Origin of the sequence: Citrobacter sp. Cf087 (assembly GCF_030334285.1) — a bacterium.
Classification (GTDB): Bacteria; Pseudomonadota; Gammaproteobacteria; order Enterobacterales; family Enterobacteriaceae; genus Citrobacter; species Citrobacter freundii.
The window spans coordinates 822,791-843,932 of the sequence record NZ_JAOWED010000022.1; the positions used below are offsets into that span (position 1 = coordinate 822,791).

Genomic DNA, 21,142 nt, shown 5'->3' on the forward strand with positions numbered 1-21,142 from the left:
AGCGTAATTTGCGATTACACTTTCGCTACCGATCAACACTCTGAAAAACAAAAGGAGGATACTTATGCTGTACTGTGAACGTTTTATCGTTTCACATGCTTTTGGCGATCGCCAGTGCTCAAGCGTTATCGGTATCGTGCTGCGATAACTTTGCTTGAGCGAAGCTAACTTCTAAATCCCCTTCTCTCGGGCTTACCGGGTTATCGTCAGCGATGTTTGACGAGGCGTTTTCACGCCTGTAACTCTTGAGTAAGCAACAATGAGCACATTACTAACCGCACAATCCTTACACGTTGATACGGCATTCGGCACGCTATTCGACGATCTTTCCTTTACCCTGAAAAAAGGCGACCGCATCGGGCTTATCGGTTACAACGGCTGCGGAAAAAGCACGCTGTTAAAACTGCTCGATGGCACGATTTCGCCCACCAGTGGAGCAATCGCGCAAGCGAATCACTGCCATCTCGCGCGTGTAGAACAACATCTACCTGACGATATATTGCCTCTTACGCTGCAGGAAGCCGTTCTCGCTCAACTTCCTGAGCATGAGCGTGCGGCTCAACAATGGCGAGTTGAAGCGCTGCTTGCCGAAATGGGTTTCACGCCAGAGAATTTATCTCTGACAGCGCAAACGTTGAGCGGTGGCCAGCACACACGCTTGCTATTAGCGCGGGCATTGATGCGTAATCCTGACCTGCTGCTGCTGGATGAACCGGGTAACCATTTGGATTTGCCAACATTACTGTGGCTGGAGCAGTTCTTACAGAACTGGTCTGGCAGTTTTGTGGTGGTTTCCCACGACCCGCAGTTGCTGGACGCGGTGACTCACGGAACGTGGATCCTGCGCGATCGCACTCTCCATGCCTTTGATCTGCCCTGTAGCGCGGCACGTCAGGCGCTGGCAGAAAGAGACGTCAGCGATGCTCTGCGCCACAAGGCTGAGCAAAAAGAGATAGACCGGGTTACCGCCAGCAGCAAACGGCTGGCAACCTGGGGGCGGGTCTACGACAACGAAGATCTCTCCCGCAAGGCCAAGCAGATGGAAAAACAGGTGCAGCGCCTGAAAGAGGTGCAGACAGAAGTGACGGCAGGAAGTCAGTGGACACTAACATTGCGGGGTGATTCCCTGCGTGCAGATCGTTTGCTGGAGATGACCAATCTGTCTGTAGCCCCTGCTCCCGACGCAGATACACTGTTTTCCATTGCCGGTATCCGGTTAAAAAGCGGCGATCGCGTGGCAATTGTCGGGCGTAATGGTTGCGGTAAATCATCGCTGTTAAGGCTTATCTGGCAACAGTTTCAGTCACCGCTGGCATCGACTTCACTGGTGTTGCACCCGCGCGTTACGCTGGGCTATTACGATCAGACGCTGCATCAGCTTGCCGATAACGATTCATTGTTTGACGCGCTGGAAGCGTTTGCCCCGCAGCCAGAGATTCGCAAGATGGCGCTGATTAGCGCGGGTTTTCCGTGGATTCGTCATACGCAGAGGGTCAGTACATTAAGCGGTGGTGAGCGCTCCCGGCTGCTGTTTGTGGGGCTGACGCTTGCACGTTACAGTCTGCTGATGCTCGATGAACCGACCAACCATCTGGATATGGAAGGTAAAGAGGCGCTGGCAGAAACGCTACAAAGCTATAACGGCGGCGTGTTGCTGGTCAGTCACGACCGGCAGCTTATCAGCCAAAGCTGTAACCGGTTCTGGTTAATCGACAATGGCGAACTCAGTGAATGGCACGATCTGGAGGCGGTCAATGCGCGTATTAGGGAAACGTCCGCGGAGATAACCGTTCCCAAAACGGTGGTCGAAGCGAAAGTTGAAATAAGCTGTGACAGCGATGGATTGCTGGAACAACTCCTCGATCTGGAACAGCGTCTGGCCGACGATCTCGCCCGCAAGCCGAAACATCAAAAACCGCTGTTACAGGCGCAATGGCGTAAAGAGATTGAGCGTCTGAACTCACAACTGAAGTAATCTTTATTGCCGGATGGCGCAAGCTTATCCGGCCTACACCAGCAAAATGCGCGTGTAGGCCTGCCATCCGGCATACCATTTATTGCTGTGATTTTTTCTCTTTCCAGGCATCCCAGGCCTGTTTGATCTCTTGCTTTGCCGTAGCGGCGTCGTTGAAACCGTTTAATTCGACCTTCTTGCGCCCTTCCGGCAGATCTTTGTACACGCGGAAGAAAGATTCCAGACGTTGAACTTCAATCTTGGGCAGATCGCTCAATTCTTTGATGTTGTCATAAGTGGGGTCAATTTTACTGGCCGGCACGGCGACAATTTTGTCGTCCTTTTCACCGCCGTCGATCATCTTCAGGACGCCTATTGCGCGCAGCTTAATTAACGTCCCTGGAGCCAGCGGCGCACGAGTATAAAAGATAACATCCAGCGGGTCGCCGTCACCGGCTAAAGACTGGGTTAGTGAACCGTAGTTGGCGGGATAGGCAACAGGCATTGACTGGAAGCGATCGGCAACGATAAACCCGGTTTTGGCGTCGGTTTCATATTTAATCATTCCACCTGCCGGGATTTCGGTTACGGCATAAAACTCTTCCGGGTTATTCTCCGGCTGAGGAAATTCGAGGATGTTCTGCGCCTGAGCTGAAGCACAAAGAAACACGCTGACTGCGAGTAGTTTTTTCACCAGATGCATTGTCTTTTAACTCTTCTATTATCGGAAAGACAACACCTTACGTTCAGCAGATGACAGAAACATGACGTTTTTTTGGCAAAAAAATGGCGCTACCGATGTAGCGCCATTGCGTAGAGGGAACATCAGGGATTAGTTAACCCCTTCCTCGCTCTCTTTTTTCGCCTCTTGTCTTTCAACTTCGCGATACCAACGTGGGTGATGTTTCTTCGCCCAGCGACGGCTCACTTTCCCTTCGACCATGCCTTTAATCGATCCTTTCACCCAGAATGCCATATACATATGAATGAGGATGGCGTGCATCAGGATAATCCCCGCCGCCGCATGGATCAGCAGGCTATAGCGCACAACCTGCATCGGGAAGAACTGCGCAAAGTATGGACGCCAGATAATAATACCGGTAATCAGCAGCACGAAAATCATGCTCATGATCGACCAGAACATCATTTTCTGCCCGGCGTTGTACTTGCCCACATCCGCTACTTTGTGTTCATTGCCTTTCAGCACTTCCACAATGTTTTTCAGCCACGGAATATCTTTTTTATCCGGGATGTTGTGGTGCACAAAGCGCACAAACATGAACATTAGCGCGACGAAGATCAGTATGCCGAAGAACGGGTGCAAAATGCGTCCCATCTGCGGCGTACCGAAGGTTTGCGTCAGCCATTGCAGAGTCGGGAAGAAGAACGAAATCCCCGACAGCGCCACCAGGAAGAAGCAGATCACCACCGTCCAGTGACAGGCGCGGTCGATAAACTTCGTGCGCACAATCATTTTCGACTTACTCATGATGTTCCTCCTCGTCGTCGTCCACTTCCTTATTCGGACCGATACCAATGTAGTGGTAAATCAGCCCGGCGAAGGTGGCGATAAATCCGGCAGCGGCCAGCGGTTTCAGCGCCCCTTTCCACAGATTGATAGAGGTATCGATCTGCGGATCTTTCGGCAGGCCGTGATACAGCTCCGGCTGGTTGGCATGATGCAGAACGTACATAACGTGCGTACCACCCACACCTTCCGGGTTGTAGAGACCGGCGTGTTCGAAACCGCGTGCTTTCAGTTTTGCCACACGCTGTTCGCCCATTTCCAGCATTTCCTGCTTGGTGCCGAAATGTATTGCCCCGGTCGGACAGGTCTTCACGCAGGCAGGTTCCTGCCCGACGCTGACCCGGTCGACACACAGCGTACATTTATACACGCGGTTATCCTCTTTATTGAGGCGCGGAATATTAAATGGACACCCGGCAATACAGTAGCCGCAGCCAATACAGTGTTCTGACTGGAAATCGACAATCCCGTTGGCGTACTGGATGATTGCCCCGGCAGACGGGCATGCCTTCAGGCAGCCCGGATCTTCACAGTGCATACAGCCGTCTTTACGAATCAGCCATTCCAGCTTGCCGTTCTGTTCGGTTTCGGTAAACCGCATCACCGTCCAGGACTTGGCGCTGAGATCGGCGGGGTTGTCATACACCCCGACGCAGTGGCCAACTTCATCACGGATATCGTTCCACTCTGAGCATGCCACCTGACAGGCCTTACAGCCTATACAGGTGGAAACGTCGATCAGCTTCGCGACCTCGGCTTTGTAATCACGGGCCTGAGGTGGCGGCGTGATGGAGTTTGTTGCGGACCGTTTGATGATGTCCTGCGTTTCCATAGACATATGTTCGCCTCCCTTACGCCTTCTCGATGTTAACTAAAAACGCTTTGTATTCCGGCGTTTGCGAGTTTGCATCACCGACATTCGGCGTCAGGGTGTTGGCGATAAAGCCTTTACGCGCGACTCCTTCAAAGCCCCAGTGGATTGGGATCCCAACCGTTTCAACCTGCTGACCGTTGACGTTCAGGGTACGCAGACGACGGGTCACCACGGCAACTGCGCGAATAAATCCACGTTTACTGCTAACTTTCACGTGATCGCCGTTGTTGATCCCTTTCGCTGCCGCCAGCGTTTCGCTGATTTCCACAAACTGCTCTGGCTGGGCAATCGCATTCAGCAATGCGTGCTTGGTCCAGGTATGGAAATGTTCGGTCAGACGATAGGTCGTCCCGACGTACGGGAAGTCCTGTTTCGTGCCCATACGGAGTTTATCCGCCTCGTACAGACGCGCTGCCGGGTTGGAGATCACATTCGGGTGCAGCGGGTTAGTACCCAGCGGCGTTTCCATCGGCTCGTAGTGTTCCGGGAACGGACCTTCCGCCATCTTATCGATAGCAAACAGACGCCCCAGCCCTTCCGGCTGCATGATAAATGGATTGGTGCCACTGCCCGGTGCCGCGGTATTGAAGTCCGGGATATCGTTACCCGTCCACTTCGTACCGTTCCACTGGATAAGCATGCGTTTTGGATCCCACGGTTTACCCTGTGGATCCGCCGAAGCGCGGTTATACAGCACGCGACGGTTCAGCGGCCATGCCCAGGCCCAGCCCAGCGTATTACCCAGACCTGACGGATCGGCGTTATCGCGATTGGCCATCTGGTTGCCCTGCTCGGTCCAGCTACCGGTATAAATCCAGCAGGATGATGACGTAGAACCATCATCGCGCAGCAACGCAAAGCTGTTGAGCAACTGACCTTTCTTCGCAATCAGTACACCGTTGGCATCATAGAGATCTTCCAGCGCATAGCCGTTGTTCTCTTTCGCCACTTCCTCTGAGTGCGGTTCGTCCGGCTGCTTATAGTTCCAGCTCATTTTCAGAACGGGTTCTACAGCTTTACCGCCTTCAGTGCGATACATTTCTCGCAGGCGGTGGTAAATACCGGCCAGAATTTCGCCGTCGTTGCGAGCTTCGCCCGGTGCGTCCTGACCTTTCCAGTGCCACTGCAGCCAACGGCCGGAGTTGGAGATGGAGCCGTCCTCTTCCGCAAAGCAGGTAGAAGGCAAACGGAAGACTTCGGTCTGAATCGACGCAGGATCAACGTCGTTTGACTCGCCGTGGTTCTGCCAGAACGTTGAGGTTTCGGTCACCAGCGGATCGATAACCACCAGATACTTCAGTTTGCTGAGGCTCTGCACCACTTTGTTTTTGTCTGGGAAGGACGCAACAGGGTTAAAGCCCTGACAGATGTAGCCGGTGACTTTTCCGCTATCCATCATGTTGAAGTATTTGATGACGTCGTAGGACTGATCCCACTTCGGCAGCCACTCAAAGCCCCAGTCGTTTTCTTTCTGTGCAGCATTGCCGTAGAAAGATTTCATCAAGCTGACGAAGAACTTCGGATAGTTGCCCCAGTAGTTAACCTGATCGGCCAATGTCGCTTTTGGCGTGTTCGCGGCCAGATAGGTTTGCAGATCTGTCTGTTTCTCTGACGGCAGCGTCAGGTAGCCCGGCAGGCTGGTAGAGAGCAGACCTAAGTCGGTTAACCCTTGAATGTTGGAGTGACCGCGCAAGGCGTTGACACCGCCACCTGCCATCCCCATGTTGCCGAGCAGCAACTGGATCATCGCCATGGTGCGGATGTTCTGTGCCCCGACGGTATGCTGAGTCCAACCCAACGCATACAGGAACGTGGTGGTGCGATCGGCTGCGCTGGTGGAAGCCAGCACTTCGCAGACTTTCAGGAAGTCTTCTTTCGGCGTACCACAAATGTTTTCCACCACATCCGGCGTGTAGCGGGAAACGTGCTGTTTTAGCAGGTTCCAGACACAGCGAGGATGGCTTAACGTTTCATCGCGTTTAGCGTAGCCGTTTTCATCGAACTGGTAGTTCCAGGACGATTTATCATATTGGCGTTTGTTTGCGTCATAACCGCTGAACAGACCGTCTTCAAAAGCAAAGTCATCCCGCACCAGCAGGCTGGCGTTGGTGTAATGCTTAACGTATTCAGCGTTGATTTTGTTGTTTTCAATCAGGTACAGCAAGACGCCGGACAGGAACGTAATGTCCGTGCCGGAACGAATTGGCGCATAGATATCCGCCACCGAAGCTGTACGTGTAAAACGAGGGTCAACAACAATCAGCGTGGCATCATTGTTGTTTTTTGCTTCCATCGCCCAGCGGAATCCCACCGGATGTGCTTCAGCGGCGTTACCGCCCATCACCATCACGACGTTAGCATTTTTAATATCAACCCAGTGGTTGGTCATCGCACCGCGACCAAATGTTGGAGCAAGACTTGCTACCGTTGGTCCGTGTCAGACGCGCGCCTGGTTGTCTACTGCCAGCATGCCGAGTGAGCGCACAAATTTTTGCGTCAGCATACCGGTTTCATTACTTGCCGCAGATGCACACAGCATCCCGGTTGAAAGCCAGCGGTTTACCGTTACGCCCTGCTCATTCTTCTCGATAAAGTTGGCGTCACGGTCAGTTTTCATCAGCTTCGCGATACGGGTGAATGCTTCATCCCAGCTGATACGCTGCCATTTGTCGGAACCAGGGGCGCGATATTCCGGGTAACGCAGACGGTTTTCACTGTGCACGTAATCCAGTAATCCTGCGCCCTTAGGACATAATGCCCCGCGGCTCACCGGATGATCCGGATCCCCTTCAATATGGTAAATCGACTCTTTGGCGTTTTTTGCTCCATCTCCCAGGCTATACATTAATAGCCCGCAACCTACGGAACAGTATGTGCAGGTGTTTCGGATCTCTTTGGCGCGTAACAGCTTATAGTTTCGCGCCTGAGCCAGTGCCATTTTGGGTGCAAAACCCAAAGCGGCCACTGTAGTTCCCGCCATACCGCCCGCGCAGATTTTAAAAAATTGTCTGCGGCTGACGTCCATTGCTTTCCTCTTTTTTGCAGGGGTTCGTACAGGAAATCTCTCAAATTGCGCCAGCGCGGCAGTCTGAAAGATGCCATGTACAACTTCGCGACGAAACTATCAGCTATATCCATATTTTTTTTGCGTCAAATCAATAACGAAACGGTTCCGCTACTAAATAGTGCACTTTGTTTAACTCTTGTACCCATAAGGGAGTATGGGAAAGGCAATTAATTAGCGCGCTACGGTATAAAAGTGCTATAAATTTCAGCTTAAATTTTTGCCAGTACCATGGACAGACAATCAGAATGACAAAACAAAAGGCAACGTTAATTGGGCTCATTGCCATCGTGCTCTGGAGCACGATGGTCGGACTCATGCGTGGGGTAAGTGAAGGACTGGGTCCTGCGGGCGGCGCAGCAATGATTTTTTCCTTAAGTGGTCTGTTGCTGATATTTACCGTCGGCTTTCCGAATATCAGAAAAATTCCTGTGCGTTATTTAATCGCTGGTAGCGTGCTTTTTGTTACCTATGAAATATGTTTAGCGCTGGCTCTCGGTTATGCGGCTACTCGTCACCAGGCTATTGAAGTCGGTATGGTCAATTATCTCTGGCCAAGTTTGACAATATTGTTTGCTATTTTATTTAATGGTCAAAAAACAACCTGGTTGGTAATCCCTGGATTAAGTATCGCATTGACCGGGGTTTGTTGGGTATTGGGTGGTGAAAACGGTCTTAACCTTGATGAAATTATCAGCAATGTTGCCAGCAGTCCGCTGAGCTATTTTCTCGCCTTTCTCGGCGCTTTTATCTGGGCAACGTATTGCACGGTGACCAATAAATATGCAAAAGGCTTTAACGGCATCACCGTGTTCGTTTTACTAACAGCCGCAAGTTTGTGGATTTACTATTTTATGACTCCGCAACCAGAAATGATTTTCAGCACTTCGGTGACTATTAAAATGTTCTCAGCGGCATTAACGTTAGGATTTGCCTATGCGGCGTGGAATATTGGCATTTTGCATGGCAACGTGACCATCATGGCCGTAGGATCCTATTTTACCCCTGTGCTCTCTTCTGCACTGGCTGCTGTGTTACTCAGTGCACCGCTTTCGCTATCTTTCTGGCAGGGCGCACTGATGGTCTGCGCGGGTTCACTACTTTGTTGGCTGGCAACGCGCCGCGCCTGAAAAAAAAACCGGGTTTTATCACAAACAAATAAAACCCGGCTATACTTTAGACAAATTGATGAATAATAATTGTTCATTCCACTTGCGATTTATGTTTTCATTTGTTTAATTAAATGTTAAATATATGGTAATTAGTTAACACACGAAAATATTATGCGGTTATCTATATCCATTCATATGCATATATTACACATGCGGAACTAACGCCATTTAAATCATAGCCCTGACAATAGTCCCCTACGTAAATATACCCATTCAGATTTGTCACATATAAAGATTAATACAATCAACCATATTATGTAGATCTGGATCACACAACTTCAAATATTTCGCAATATTATGAAACTTATTATTGAACTTATACCACTGCGTCATTTAAAAATAGTTTGCCATTGACGAACCCCTTCGTTTAGCAATGGTTTAGGAAACACACCAAGAAAAAATTATAAGGATTATTTAGAATGAAACTTAAATTAGTTGCAGTGGCAGTGACTAGCCTGTTGGCGGCAGGTGCGGTAAACGCAGCTGAGGTATATAACAAAGACGCAAACAAACTGGATATCTACGGAAAAGTTCACGCTCAGCACTACTTCTCTGACGACAACGGCAGCGATGGCGACAAAACCTACGCGCGTCTGGGCTTCAAAGGTGAAACTCAGATCAATGACCAGCTGGTTGGTTTTGGTCAGTGGGAATATGAATTCAAAGGCAACCGTTCTGAATCCCAGGGCTCTGAAGCAGACAAAACTCGTCTGGCATTCGCTGGTCTGAAATTCGCTGAATACGGTTCTTTCGACTACGGTCGTAACTACGGCGTGGCCTACGACATCGGCGCATGGACCGACGTCCTGCCTGAGTTCGGTGGTGATACCTGGACCCAGACTGACGTATTCATGACTGGCCGTACTACTGGCGTTGCAACCTACCGTAACACCGACTTCTTCGGTCTGGTTGAAGGTCTGAACTTTGCTGCTCAGTACCAGGGCAAAAATGACCGTGACAACCTGAAAGAAGCTAACGGTGACGGCTTCGGTCTGTCTACCACTTATGAGTATGAAGGCTTTGGCGTAGGTGCTACCTATGCGAAATCTGACCGTACCGACAAACAGTCTGTCGGTAACGGCGATTTCATGGCTTCCGGTAAAAACGCTGAAGTATGGGCCGCTGGTCTGAAATATGATGCGAACAACATCTACCTGGCAACCACCTACTCTGAAACCCGCAACATGACCACCTATGGTGGCTCCGGTGTTACTGGTATTGCAGATAAAGCACAAAACTTTGAAGTAGTTGCTCAGTACCAGTTCGACTTCGGTCTGCGTCCGTCCGTTGCTTACCTGAAATCCAAAGGTAAAGACATCAACGGTTACGGCGACCAGGATCTGGTTGAATACGTAGACCTGGGTGCTACTTACTACTTCAACAAAAACATGTCCACCTTCGTTGATTACAAAATCAACCTGCTGGATGACAACAACTTCACCAATGCAGCGAAAGTGTCAACTGACAACATCGTGGCTGTTGGTCTGAACTACCAGTTCTAATTTTGTTGTAGTCAGAATACAAAGCCAGTCCTTCAAGGGCTGGCTTTTTCTCTTGATGTAGACTCGGTCATAAGGAGTATGCCGTGCAGACATTCACTGGTCGTTGTCTTTGCGGACAGAGTCATTTTACCGTCGACGTCGAAATGCTGGATGTCTATGCCTGCCATTGTACGCTGTGTCAGAAATGGTCTGGCGGCATCGCCATGTATCTGGAAGCCAGCGCTCACCCGCTGATGTCACCAGAATCGGTAGAACCTTCGCACTTTCCTTCCTCAAATCGTGGTGAACGGTTCTTCTGTTCCGGCTGCGGATGCCCACTGTGGTTTACGTTGACGGACAGCGATCGCTACTTTATTCCGTGGACACTTCTGGAGCTTAATGAGGTAGATCGCCGCCGCCTGATATTAGCAGCAGAAATCTATACGGAAACACAGCCTGCGTTCTGGAGATTGACGGGGCAATACGCTCGACTGAGTGGGAAAGAAGTCGAAGAGATGGATTACCCCTGTCATTTAGCTCACTAGTTATTAACGTTGTACCTTTGCCAGACTGAACCACATTCCTATCGCTAATACGATAAGCATGCTGCCGGCGCTGCTTAAGGCCACGCTATGTGACCAGGTGAACGCTTCTCTGGCAGCCGTCAGCAATGCCTCACTCAGTGACGACGGGAGCGAGTGCGCCAGTTGTACCGCCTCCCCCATTGACGATGAGGCACGTTCCATTTCCTGCGGATTAAGTCCGGCTGGCGGCAGAATCGATGCAGAAAAGCTACGGCTCAACAGCAAACCAAAGATAGCGATCCCAAGTCCGGCTCCCAGTTCATAAGCCATTGTCTCGATGGCACCCGCGGCCGCGGCTTTTTCCGCAGGTGCTGCTGCCATGATAGCCGCTGTTGAAGCCAGAAGCGCACTGGCGGCGCTGAAGCCGAGCAAAGCCATCAAAATCCAGGCTTGTACCTGTTGACTACTGAAATCCGTCATCGCAAGGCCGTAAAAGCTAACAGCGCTCAGCGCCATGCCCGCCGTTGCCACACAACGTAACCCCAGACGTGAAACCAACATACCGGCAATCGGTCCGCTGAAACCACTTGCCAGCATCACCGGCAGCATGAACAACCCTGCCTGATACGGTGTTAAGCCGTGGACAAACTGTAGCTCCTGAGCCATCAGTAACTCGAAACCCACCAGCGTTATCATCGCGGTCATCGCCATCACGACACCACTTAAAATGATGCGATGCGTGAACAACCGCATATCAATCATCGGGCGGGCTGCCGCAAGCTGGATGCGGACAAACTGCCACAACAGCAAAGCGCCGGTTAACAGCGTCAGAGCGATAGCAACGGTCGCCGTATGCCCTTTCAGCGCGGTTTTGGCGCTGTATACCAGCAGCAGAATGGCGACAATCAGCATTATCGCATGACCAAAATTTAACGATTGATCGCGACGTCCAGCCTGGCGCGGCACTAAGCGTGCGGTTAAGGCCATTACCACCAGGACAATCGGTACATTAATTAAGAATACTGATCCCCAGTAGAAGTGCTCCAGTAGCATCCCGCCAACCAGTGGGCCAAACGCCGCACCGCCGGAACCAACCGCGGCCCAGACGCCGAGCGCCATATTACGATGCCGTTGCTCAGCGAAAGTGGCGCGAATCCCCGCAAGCGTTGCCGGCACAATCATCGCCGCGCCAATCGCCAACACGGCCCGGGTGACAATCAGCCAACTGGCGCTATGAGCAAAAGCGGCCGCCAGCGATGCCAGACCAAACAAGCCTCCACCTAACAGCAGCAAGCGTTTAAAGCCAATGCGATCGCCCAGCGCCCCCATGGGCAACACCATACCGGCCATTACCAGAGAATAAATATCAATGATCCACAGCAGCTCGTTACCACTGGCACCCAGCGTCATACTCAGCGTGGGCGCGGCAACGTGCAGCACCGTTGCATCAATCGCAACAGGGATGTAGACCAGCACAATAATCACTAACGTTAACCACTGACGAAACATAAAACTCCCTTCAAAACTGAAACTGGACACACGTCCAGGTTCGGCGATCCTACGGAAATTTGAACGTATGTCCAACTTTTTGTTAGACTGCGTGCTAAACGGGTATGGGAGTAACGATGAGCTATCTAAATCGGGATGAACGTCGGGAATTGATTCTGCAGGCGGCAATGCGCGTCGCGCTTGAGGAAGGATTTGCCGCCATGACGGTGCGGCGTATTGCCACGGAAGCTCAGGTGTCAACCGGCCAGGTGCATCATCACTTTACGTCTGCCGGCGAGTTAAAATCCCTCGCTTTTGTGCAACTGATCCGTACTCTTCTGGATGCCGAACTGGTCAGCGCAAACGCCAGCTTCCGTGAACGGCTGCATGCCATGCTGGGCAGCGAAGATGGCGGGTTCGAACCCTATATAAAACTATGGCGTGAAGCGCAGGTTCTGGCGGATAAAGATCCGGAAATCAAAAGCGCTTACCTGCTGACCATGCGGATGTGGCACGAAGAAACCGCCGCTATCATCTCTCAGGGACAGAATGCCGGTGAGTTTTCTCCAGGCCCGGATGCTGCCGATGTGGCGTGGCGTTTAATTGCGTTGGTATGCGGTCTGGATGGCATCTATGTATTAGGCATTGAAGAAATGGCCGATCCTGCATTCGAACGCCACCTGGATCGTATGATTACGTTAGAGTTAGTTAATTGATGTTATAGATGAATTAATAATACATCTTTTATATTTACAATTGGTAACACTTAAGCAACGTGTAATTCCCTCATCACGCCGCGTTATTGCGCTTTTTTATCTATTCTTTCAGTCAATATTCCCAAAACTTTTCAATAGTTTCTAAAAGAACTCGCGCGGCGCTGTATGCGTTTATTTCTTTTTCATGAACGGCATGTGCATGGAGAATAATATGTCAGCATCAAATGAGAAAAATAATCGTTATCTTTTAACTGACTGGAAACCCGAAAATCCTGCCTTTTGGGGAAACAAAGGTAAGCACATTGCCCGAAGAAACCTCTGGATATCAGTGAGTTGCTTGCTGCTTGCGTTTTGCGTCTGGATGTTGTTCAGCGCTGTTGCTGTCAATCTGAATAAAATTGGTTTTAATTTTACCACCGATCAACTGTTTTTATTAACGGCATTACCTTCTCTTTCTGGTGCAATATTGCGCGTTCCCTACTCCTTTATGGTACCTATATTTGGGGGGCGCCGTTGGACCATTTTTAGCACCGTCATTCTGGTTATTCCCTGCGTCTGGCTCGGTTTTGCCGTGCAAAATACCGCTACTCCGTTTGGCGTATTTATTATCATTGCGCTAATGTGTGGGTTTGCTGGCGCTAACTTTGCCTCCAGCATGGGCAATATCAGTTTTTTCTTCCCCAAAGCGAAGCAAGGCAGCGCACTAGGCATTAACGGTGGCCTCGGCAACCTCGGTGTCAGCGTGATGCAGTTGATCGCGCCGCTGGTGATCTTTCTCCCCATTTTTACCTTCCTGGGCGTGCAGGGCGTACCACAAGCTGACGGATCGTTACTGTCACTGGCCAATGCCGCATGGATTTGGGTGCCGCTACTGCTGATAGCGACCGTGGCAGCGGGCATAGGAATGAACGACATTGCCAGTTCGAAGGCCTCAATTGCCTCCCAGCTACCGGTCCTCAAGCGTTTTCATTTGTGGTTATTAAGTCTGCTGTATCTCGCCACCTTCGGTTCATTTATCGGTTTTTCAGCAGGCTTTGCCATGCTGGCGAAAACACAGTTCCCTGACGTGAATATTCTGCAACTGGCGTTCTTCGGGCCCTTCATCGGTGCGCTGGCGCGATCGGCGGGCGGTGTTATCTCTGACAAGTTTGGTGGTGTGCGGGTCACCTTAATTAACTTCATCTTTATGGCACTGTTCAGCGCCCTGCTGTTTCTCACTTTGCCCGGCTCGGGCGAAGGAAGCTTTATCGCGTTTTACCTGGTGTTTATGGGCTTGTTCCTGACCGCGGGTCTGGGCAGCGGTTCGACCTTCCAGATGATTGCGGTGATCTTTCGCAAAATCACCATTTACCGGGTGAAGCTGCACGGTGGTACTGAAGAACAGGCCCAGCGTGAGGCGGTAACCGATACCGCCGCCGCCCTGGGATTTATCTCCGCAATTGGTGCTGTCGGGGGCTTCTTTATCCCGAAAGCGTTTGGTTCATCGCTGGCGCTGACCGGATCTCCGGTAGGTGCCATGAAAATATTCCTTGTGTTCTACATCGTCTGCGTGCTGGTGACCTGGCTGGTTTACGGCCGTAAATCACAAAAAAAATAGTCATCTTTTGGCCTGTGTAGGCAACGTTATTCGAAGCAGGAGTTATGTCATGAGTAAACTGTTAGACCGCTTTCGCTACTTTAAACAAAAGGGCGATACGTTTGCCGAGGGGCATGGGCAAGTAATGCACACCAACCGGGACTGGGAAGACAGCTATCGTCAGCGCTGGCAGTTCGATAAAATTGTGCGTTCTACCCACGGCGTTAACTGTACCGGCTCATGCAGCTGGAAAATCTACGTCAAAAACGGGCTGGTAACCTGGGAAACTCAGCAAACCGACTACCCGCGTACCCGCCCTGACCTGCCAAATCATGAGCCCCGTGGCTGCCCACGCGGCGCAAGTTACTCGTGGTATCTCTACAGCGCTAACCGCCTGAAATATCCACTGGTGCGTAAACGCTTAATCGAATTGTGGCGCGACGCCCTGTCCCGCCAGCCCGATCCGGTGCTGGCCTGGGAATCCATTATGAACGACCCGCAAAAATGCCAGAGCTACAAGCAGGTACGCGGGCGCGGTGGGTTTATCCGTTCCAACTGGAAAGAACTTAATCAACTGATTGCTGCTGCCAACGTCTGGACGGTGAAAACCTACGGCCCGGATCGTGTGGCCGGATTCTCTCCCATCCCCGCAATGTCGATGGTCTCCTATGCCGCAGGTACGCGCTATCTCTCGCTACTGGGTGGAACCTGTCTGAGCTTCTATGACTGGTACTGCGACTTACCGCCCGCGTCACCGATGACCTGGGGCGAGCAGACCGACGTTCCTGAATCCGCCGACTGGTATAACTCCAGCTATATCATCGCCTGGGGCTCTAACGTGCCGCAGACCCGTACCCCGGACGCGCACTTTTTTACTGAAGTTCGCTACAAAGGCACCAAGACAATTGCCATTACGCCAGACTACTCGGAAGTCGCCAAACTGTGCGACCAGTGGCTGGCACCGAAACAAGGGACAGACAGCGCGCTGGCAATGGCGATGGGCCACGTCATCCTGAAAGAGTTCCATCTCGACAATCCCAGCGATTATTTCCTCAATTACTGTCGTCGCTATACCGATATGCCGATGCTGGTGTTGCTGGATGCCCGCGAAGATGGTAGCTACGTGCCTGGACGCATGATGCGCGCCTCAGACCTTGTTGATGGTCTCGGCGAAAGCAACAATCCAGAGTGGAAAACGGTGGCTTTCAACCGCGAAGGTGAACTGGTTGTCCCGAATGGATCCATCGGTTTTCGCTGGGGCGAGAAAGGCAAATGGAACCTGGAACCCCTGGCGGCTGGCGCTGAAACTGAACTTTCCCTCTCGCTGCTTGGTCAGCATGATGACGTGACCGGCGTGGCATTCCCCTATTTTGGCGGCAACGAAAACCCACATTTTCGCAGTGTAAAACAAGAACCTGTGTTGGTTCGTCAACTACCGGTAAAACATCTTACCCTCGCTGACGGTAGACGTTGCCCGGTGGTGAGCGTCTATGATCTGGTGCTGGCGAATTACGGCCTCGACCGTGGTCTGGATGATGTTCATAGCGCACAAGATTACAGCGAAGTAAAAGCCTACACCCCGGCCTGGGGTGAGCAAATTACCGGCGTGCCACGCCGTCATATCGAACAAATCGCCCGTGAGTTTGCCGATACCGCGCACAAAACGCATGGCCGTTCGATGATCATCCTCGGGGCTGGCGTTAACCACTGGTATCACATGGACATGAACTACCGCGGGATGATTAACATCCTGGTGTTCTGTGGTTGCGTGGGACAAAGCGGCGGCGGCTGGGCGCACTATGTGGGTCAGGAGAAACTGCGTCCGCAAACCGGTTGGTTGCCGCTGGCCTTTGCCCTGGACTGGAACCGCCCACCTCGTCAGATGAACAGCACTTCGTTTTTCTACAATCATTCCAGTCAGTGGCGTTATGAAAAACTCACCGCGCAAGAACTCCTCTCTCCGCTGGCCGATGCGTCGAAGTTTAGCGGACATTTGATTGACTTTAACGTACGTGCTGAACGAATGGGCTGGCTGCCCTCTGCGCCGCAGCTTAACCTTAACCCATTGACCGTCAAAGCGAAGGCAGAACAAGCTGGGTTATCTCCTGCGCAATACACTGCTCAAGCGCTGAAGTCGGGTGATATTCGTTTTGCCTGTGAGCAGCCGGATAGCGGCAAAAACCACCCACGCAACCTCTTCGTCTGGCGCTCTAACCTGCTCGGTTCCTCCGGTAAAGGGCATGAATACATGCTCAAGTATTTACTGGGTACCGAAAGCGGGATCCAGGGGGAAGCGCTCGGTTCAAGTGAGGGTATTAAACCTGAAGAGGTTGAATGGCAGTCCGCGGCGATAGAGGGCAAGCTCGATCTGCTGGTCACGCTCGATTTCCGTATGTCCAGCACCTGTTTGTTCTCCGATATCGTTTTGCCAACCGCTACCTGGTATGAAAAAGACGATATGAACACTTCGGATATGCATCCGTTTATTCACCCGTTGTCCGCGGCGGTCGACCCGGCATGGGAATCGAAGAGTGACTGGGAAATTTATAAAGGCATCGCCAAAGTGTTCTCCGAGGTATGTGTGGGACACCTTGGACAAGAAACGGATGTGGTGTTGCAACCACTGCAACACGACTCTCCGGCAGAGCTGGCGCAGCCGTTTGACATTCTGGACTGGCGCAAAGGCGAATGCGATCTCCTTCCGGGGAAAACGGCACCAAATATCGCCGTTGTGGAACGTGACTACCCCGCTACCTACGAACGCTTTACTTCACTCGGTCCGCTTATGGACAAGCTTGGAAATGGAGGGAAAGGCATTGCGTGGAATACCCAGGCGGAAGTCGATTTCCTCGGCAAGCTGAACTACACCAAACGCGAAGGCCCGGCAAAAGGCCGACCGCTGATTGACACCGCACTGGATGCCTCTGAGGTGATCCTCGCCCTGGCGCCGGAAACCAACGGTCAGGTGGCGGTGAAAGCCTGGGAAGCGCTGGGGGCGATGACCGGACGCGACCATACGCATCTGGCGTTGAACAAAGAAGACGAAAAGATTCGTTTTCGCGATATCCAGGCGCAGCCGCGCAAAATCATCTCCAGTCCTACCTGGTCCGGCCTTGAAAGCGAACATGTCTCCTATAACGCAGGCTATACCAACGTCCACGAGTTGATCCCATGGCGTACCCTGTCCGGTCGCCAGCAGCTGTACCAGGATCACGCGTGGATGCGAGCGTTCGGTGAAAGTCTGGTGGCGTATCGTCCGCCTATCGATACCCGCAGCGTCAGTGAAATGCGCGAAGTTCCGCCTAACGGCTTCCCGGAAAAAGCCCTCAACTTCCTGACGCCGCACCAGAAATGGGGGATCCACTCTACCTACAGCGAAAACCTACTGATGCTGACGCTTTCGCGCGGCGGCCCCATTGTCTGGATCAGCGAGACCGATGCCAAAGAGCTGGGCATTGAGGATAACGACTGGATTGAAGCCTTCAACGCCAACGGTGCGCTCACCGCGCGTGCAGTGGTGAGTCAACGCGTGCCGCCGGGAATGACCATGATGTATCACGCTCAGGAGCGAATCATGAATATCCCTGGCTCGGAAGTCACCGGGATGCGTGGCGGGATCCATAACTCGGTCACCCGCGTCTGCCCGAAACCCACGCACATGATTGGCGGCTATGCGCAACTGGCATACAGCTTCAACTATTACGGGACGGTCGGCTCTAACCGCGATGAGTTCATCATGATTAGAAAAATGAAAAACATTAACTGGCTGGATGATGAAGGTCGCGATCAGGTACAGGAGGCGAAAAAATGAAAATACGCTCACAGGTAGGCATGGTTCTTAATCTGGATAAGTGCATCGGCTGCCACACCTGCTCCGTCACCTGTAAAAACGTCTGGACCGGGCGTGAAGGGATGGAATATGCGTGGTTTAACAACGTCGAGACTAAACCGGGGATTGGTTATCCGAAAAACTGGGAAGATCAGGAAGAGTGGCAAGGCGGCTGGGTTCGCGATGTCAACGGCAAGATAAGACCGCGTCTGGGCGGTAAGATGGGCGTGATCACCAAAATTTTCGCCAACCCGGTGATCCCGCAAATCGATGATTACTATGAACCGTTTACCTACGATTATCAGCATCTGCATAGCGCGCCGGAGAGCAAGAATCAGCCCACCGCGCGTCCGCGTTCGCTGATAGATGGTAAACGGATGGACAAGATTATCTGGGGTCCAAACTGGGAAGAACTGCTTGGCGGCGAATTTTCAAAACGTGCCCGCGACCGTAACTTCGAGAAGATGCAAAAGGAGATGTACGGTCAGTTCGAAAACACCTTTATGATGTATTTACCGCGCCTGTGCGAGCACTGTCTGAATCCAAGCTGTGTCGCCACCTGCCCGAGCGGTGCTATCTATAAGCGTGAAGAAGACGGCATTGTGCTGATCGACCAGGACAAATGTCGCGGTTGGCGCTTGTGCATCAGCGGCTGTCCGTACAAAAAAATCTACTTTAACTGGAAGAGCGGTAAGTCAGAGAAGTGCATTTTCTGCTACCCGCGTATTGAGTCCGGCCAGCCGACGGTGTGTTCAGAAACCTGCGTTGGGCGTATCCGTTATCTCGGGGTATTGCTGTACGACGCCGACCGTATCGAGGAAGCAGCGAGCACTGAGCATGAAACCGATCTCTACGAGCGTCAGTGCGATGTGTTCCTCAACCCGAACGATCCGGCGGTGATTGAAGAGGCGCTAAAACAAGGTATTCCACACAACGTCATTGAAGCAGCCCAGCGCTCGCCGGTTTACAAAATGGCGATGGACTGGAAGCTGGCGCTACCGCTGCACCCGGAGTATCGCACCCTGCCGATGGTCTGGTATGTGCCGCCATTGTCACCGATTCAGTCGGTCGCCGACGCGGGCGGACTGCCGCACAATGGCAACATTTTGCCTGCGGTTGAGTCGCTGCGAATTCCGGTTCAGTACCTCGCCAATATGCTCAGTGCGGGTGATACCGGTCCGGTGCTGAGGGCGCTCAAACGGATGATGGCCATGCGCCACTATATGCGTGCGCAAACCGTAGAAGGCGTCACGGACACCCGCGCGATTGAGGAAGTGGGTCTGAGCGTTGAGCAGGTCGAGGAGATGTATCGTTATCTGGCCATCGCCAACTATGAAGACCGCTTTGTGATCCCGACCAGTCACCGCGAAATGGCGCGTGATGCCTTCCCGGAGAAAAACGGCTGCGGATTTACCTTCGGCGACGGTTGTCATGGTTCCGACACCAAATTCAACCTGTTCAACAGCAGCCGTATTGATGCCATCGACATCACCGAAGTGCGCGATAAAGCGGAGGGTGAATAATGCAAATCCTGAAGGTTATCGGCCTGCTGATGGAGTACCCCGACGAGCTGCTATGGGAGTGTAAAGACGACGCGCTGGCGCTTGTGGCCAGCGATGCCCCCATGCTTAGTGATTTTAGCCAGGAGCTGCTCAATGCGCCGTTACTGGATAAACAAGCCGAATGGTGCGAAATCTTTGACCGGGGTCGGGCCACCTCTCTGCTGCTGTTTGAGCATGTGCACGCCGAGTCCCGTGACCGTGGTCAGGCAATGGTCGATCTGTTAGCGCAGTATGAAAAGGTCGGGCTGCAGCTAAACTGTCGCGAACTGCCGGATCACCTGCCTTTATATCTTGAGTACTTAAGCGTGTTACCGGAAGCGGAGGCCAAAGAAGGACTGCAGAACGTCGCACCGATTCTGGCGTTGCTTGGCGGGCGCTTAAAACAGCGCGATACGCCGTGGTATCAACTGTTTGATGCCCTGTTGCAGCTTGCCGGAAGTCCTCTATCGAGTGACAGTGTCACTAAGCAGGTTGGCGCGGAAACGCGCGACGATACCCGACAGGCGCTGGATGCAGTCTGGGAAGAGGAACAGGTGAAGTTTATCGAAGATAATGCCACCGCCTGTGACAGTTCACCGTTACAAAACTATCAACGACGCTTTAGCCAGGACGTGGCACCTCAGTATGTCGACGTCAGCGCGGGAGGCCCGAAATGATACAGTACCTGAACGTCTTTTTTTACGATATCTATCCGTACCTGTGCGGTACGGTGTTTATCCTCGGCAGTTGGCTCCGCTACGACTACGGGCAATACACCTGGCGCGCGTCTTCCAGCCAGATGCTGGACAAACGCGGCATGGTGTTGTGGTCAAACCTGTTCCACATCGGTATTCTGGGGATCTTTTTCGGGCACCTGTTTGGCATGTTAACGCCGCACTGGATGTATGCCTGGTTCCTGCCGATTGCGGTAAAGCAGCAGATGGCGATGATTGCCGGCGGACTTTGTGGTGTGCTCACACTGGTGGGTGGCGCTGGCCTGCTGGTGCGCCGGTTGACTAACCCGCGCATTCGCGCAACCTCCTCGACCGCCGATATTCTGATCCTCTGCGTTCTGCTGATTCAATGTATTCTCGGTTTAACCACTATCCCGTTCTCTGCACAGCATCCTGACGGCAGTGAAATGCTAAAACTGGTCGGTTGGGCGCAGTCGGTGGTGACCTTCCAGGGCGGTGCGTCTGCGCATCTGGATGGCGTGGCGTGGATTTTCCGTGTGCATCTGGTTCTGGGGATGACCATTTTCCTGCTGTTCCCGTTCACCCGACTGGTCCACGTGTGGAGTGCGCCATTTGAGTACTTTACCCGCCGTTATCAGATAGTGCGTTCGCGCCGCTAATTTCCTCTGCTGCCCGGTAGCGCTAGCGCTTACCGGGCCTG

The 21,142-nt window shown here is 52.3% G+C and carries 15 protein-coding genes; 10 read left to right on the forward strand and 5 right to left on the reverse strand.

The annotated features are described in order from the left end of the window. Positions 1–259: 259 nt before the first annotated feature. A complete protein-coding gene (locus OGV57_RS06065) occupies positions 260–1,975 on the forward strand; it encodes an ABC-F family ATP-binding cassette domain-containing protein (RefSeq protein WP_054528390.1) in 1,716 nt (571 codons plus the stop codon). A 79-nt stretch (positions 1,976–2,054) separates the two neighbouring features. On the opposite strand, the gene OGV57_RS06070 is transcribed toward OGV57_RS06065, so the two are convergent. The 4 genes from OGV57_RS06070 to fdnG form a co-directional block, all read right to left on the reverse strand. Beyond that, positions 2,055–2,657: an inorganic diphosphatase gene (locus OGV57_RS06070; protein WP_054528391.1), complete on the reverse strand. Its 603-nt coding sequence runs from the start codon at positions 2,655–2,657 to the stop codon at positions 2,055–2,057. Positions 2,658–2,786: 129 nt separating this feature from the next. Further along, a complete protein-coding gene (gene fdnI, locus OGV57_RS06075) occupies positions 2,787–3,443 on the reverse strand; it encodes a formate dehydrogenase-N subunit gamma (RefSeq protein WP_003020054.1) in 657 nt (218 codons plus the stop codon). Continuing rightward, on the reverse strand, positions 3,436–4,320 hold the full coding sequence (gene fdnH, locus OGV57_RS06080) for a formate dehydrogenase N subunit beta (RefSeq protein ID WP_003836226.1): 885 nt from the start codon (positions 4,318–4,320) through the stop codon (positions 3,436–3,438). Before fdnH ends, fdnI begins: the two co-directional genes overlap by 8 nt. A 13-nt stretch (positions 4,321–4,333) precedes the next feature. Next, on the reverse strand, positions 4,334–7,381 hold the full coding sequence (gene fdnG, locus OGV57_RS06085; RefSeq protein WP_114070822.1) for a formate dehydrogenase-N subunit alpha: 3,048 nt from the start codon (positions 7,379–7,381) through the stop codon (positions 4,334–4,336). 287 nt (positions 7,382–7,668) lie between these two features. On the opposite strand from fdnG, the gene yddG reads away from it, so the two are divergent. The 3 genes from yddG (at position 7,669) to OGV57_RS06100 (ending at position 10,618) form a co-directional block, all read left to right on the forward strand. Beyond that, positions 7,669–8,550, forward strand: coding sequence for an aromatic amino acid efflux DMT transporter YddG (yddG, locus tag OGV57_RS06090; RefSeq protein ID WP_054528392.1), 882 nt, complete (start codon positions 7,669–7,671; stop codon positions 8,548–8,550). Positions 8,551–9,011: 461 nt separating this feature from the next. Next, positions 9,012–10,094, forward strand: a complete 1,083-nt coding sequence (gene ompD, locus OGV57_RS06095; RefSeq protein ID WP_054528393.1) for a porin OmpD — start codon at positions 9,012–9,014, stop codon at positions 10,092–10,094. Between the two features lie 83 nt (positions 10,095–10,177). Continuing rightward, positions 10,178–10,618 (forward strand): GFA family protein, encoded by a 441-nt coding sequence (locus OGV57_RS06100; RefSeq protein ID WP_003836219.1) that lies wholly within the window; start codon positions 10,178–10,180, stop codon positions 10,616–10,618. A 3-nt stretch (positions 10,619–10,621) separates the two neighbouring features. Here the strand turns inward: OGV57_RS06100 and OGV57_RS06105 are convergent, their stop codons facing one another. Further along, a complete protein-coding gene (locus OGV57_RS06105; RefSeq protein WP_003836218.1) occupies positions 10,622–12,106 on the reverse strand; it encodes an MFS transporter in 1,485 nt (494 codons plus the stop codon). Positions 12,107–12,222: 116 nt separating this feature from the next. Between OGV57_RS06105 and OGV57_RS06110 the strand changes: the two genes are divergently transcribed. The 6 genes from OGV57_RS06110 to narI all read left to right on the forward strand — a co-directional run bounded on the left by OGV57_RS06110 (position 12,223) and on the right by narI (position 21,101). After that, positions 12,223–12,801: a TetR family transcriptional regulator gene (locus OGV57_RS06110; protein WP_046670695.1), complete on the forward strand. Its 579-nt coding sequence runs from the start codon at positions 12,223–12,225 to the stop codon at positions 12,799–12,801. 211 nt (positions 12,802–13,012) lie between these two features. Further along, positions 13,013–14,398, forward strand: coding sequence for a NarK family nitrate/nitrite MFS transporter (locus OGV57_RS06115; RefSeq protein WP_054528394.1), 1,386 nt, complete (start codon positions 13,013–13,015; stop codon positions 14,396–14,398). A 49-nt stretch (positions 14,399–14,447) separates the two neighbouring features. Continuing rightward, positions 14,448–18,188 (forward strand): nitrate reductase subunit alpha, encoded by a 3,741-nt coding sequence (locus OGV57_RS06120; RefSeq protein ID WP_054528395.1) that lies wholly within the window; start codon positions 14,448–14,450, stop codon positions 18,186–18,188. Further along, a complete protein-coding gene (gene narH / locus OGV57_RS06125) occupies positions 18,185–19,729 on the forward strand; it encodes a nitrate reductase subunit beta (protein ID WP_003020103.1) in 1,545 nt (514 codons plus the stop codon). The genes OGV57_RS06120 and narH overlap by 4 nt, the downstream gene beginning before the upstream one ends. Next, positions 19,729–20,424 (forward strand): nitrate reductase molybdenum cofactor assembly chaperone, encoded by a 696-nt coding sequence (gene narW, locus OGV57_RS06130; RefSeq protein ID WP_003836210.1) that lies wholly within the window; start codon positions 19,729–19,731, stop codon positions 20,422–20,424. The genes narH and narW overlap by 1 nt, the downstream gene beginning before the upstream one ends. After that, a complete protein-coding gene (gene narI / locus OGV57_RS06135) occupies positions 20,421–21,101 on the forward strand; it encodes a respiratory nitrate reductase subunit gamma (protein WP_003020109.1) in 681 nt (226 codons plus the stop codon). Before narW ends, narI begins: the two co-directional genes overlap by 4 nt. Positions 21,102–21,142: the final 41 nt, after the last annotated feature.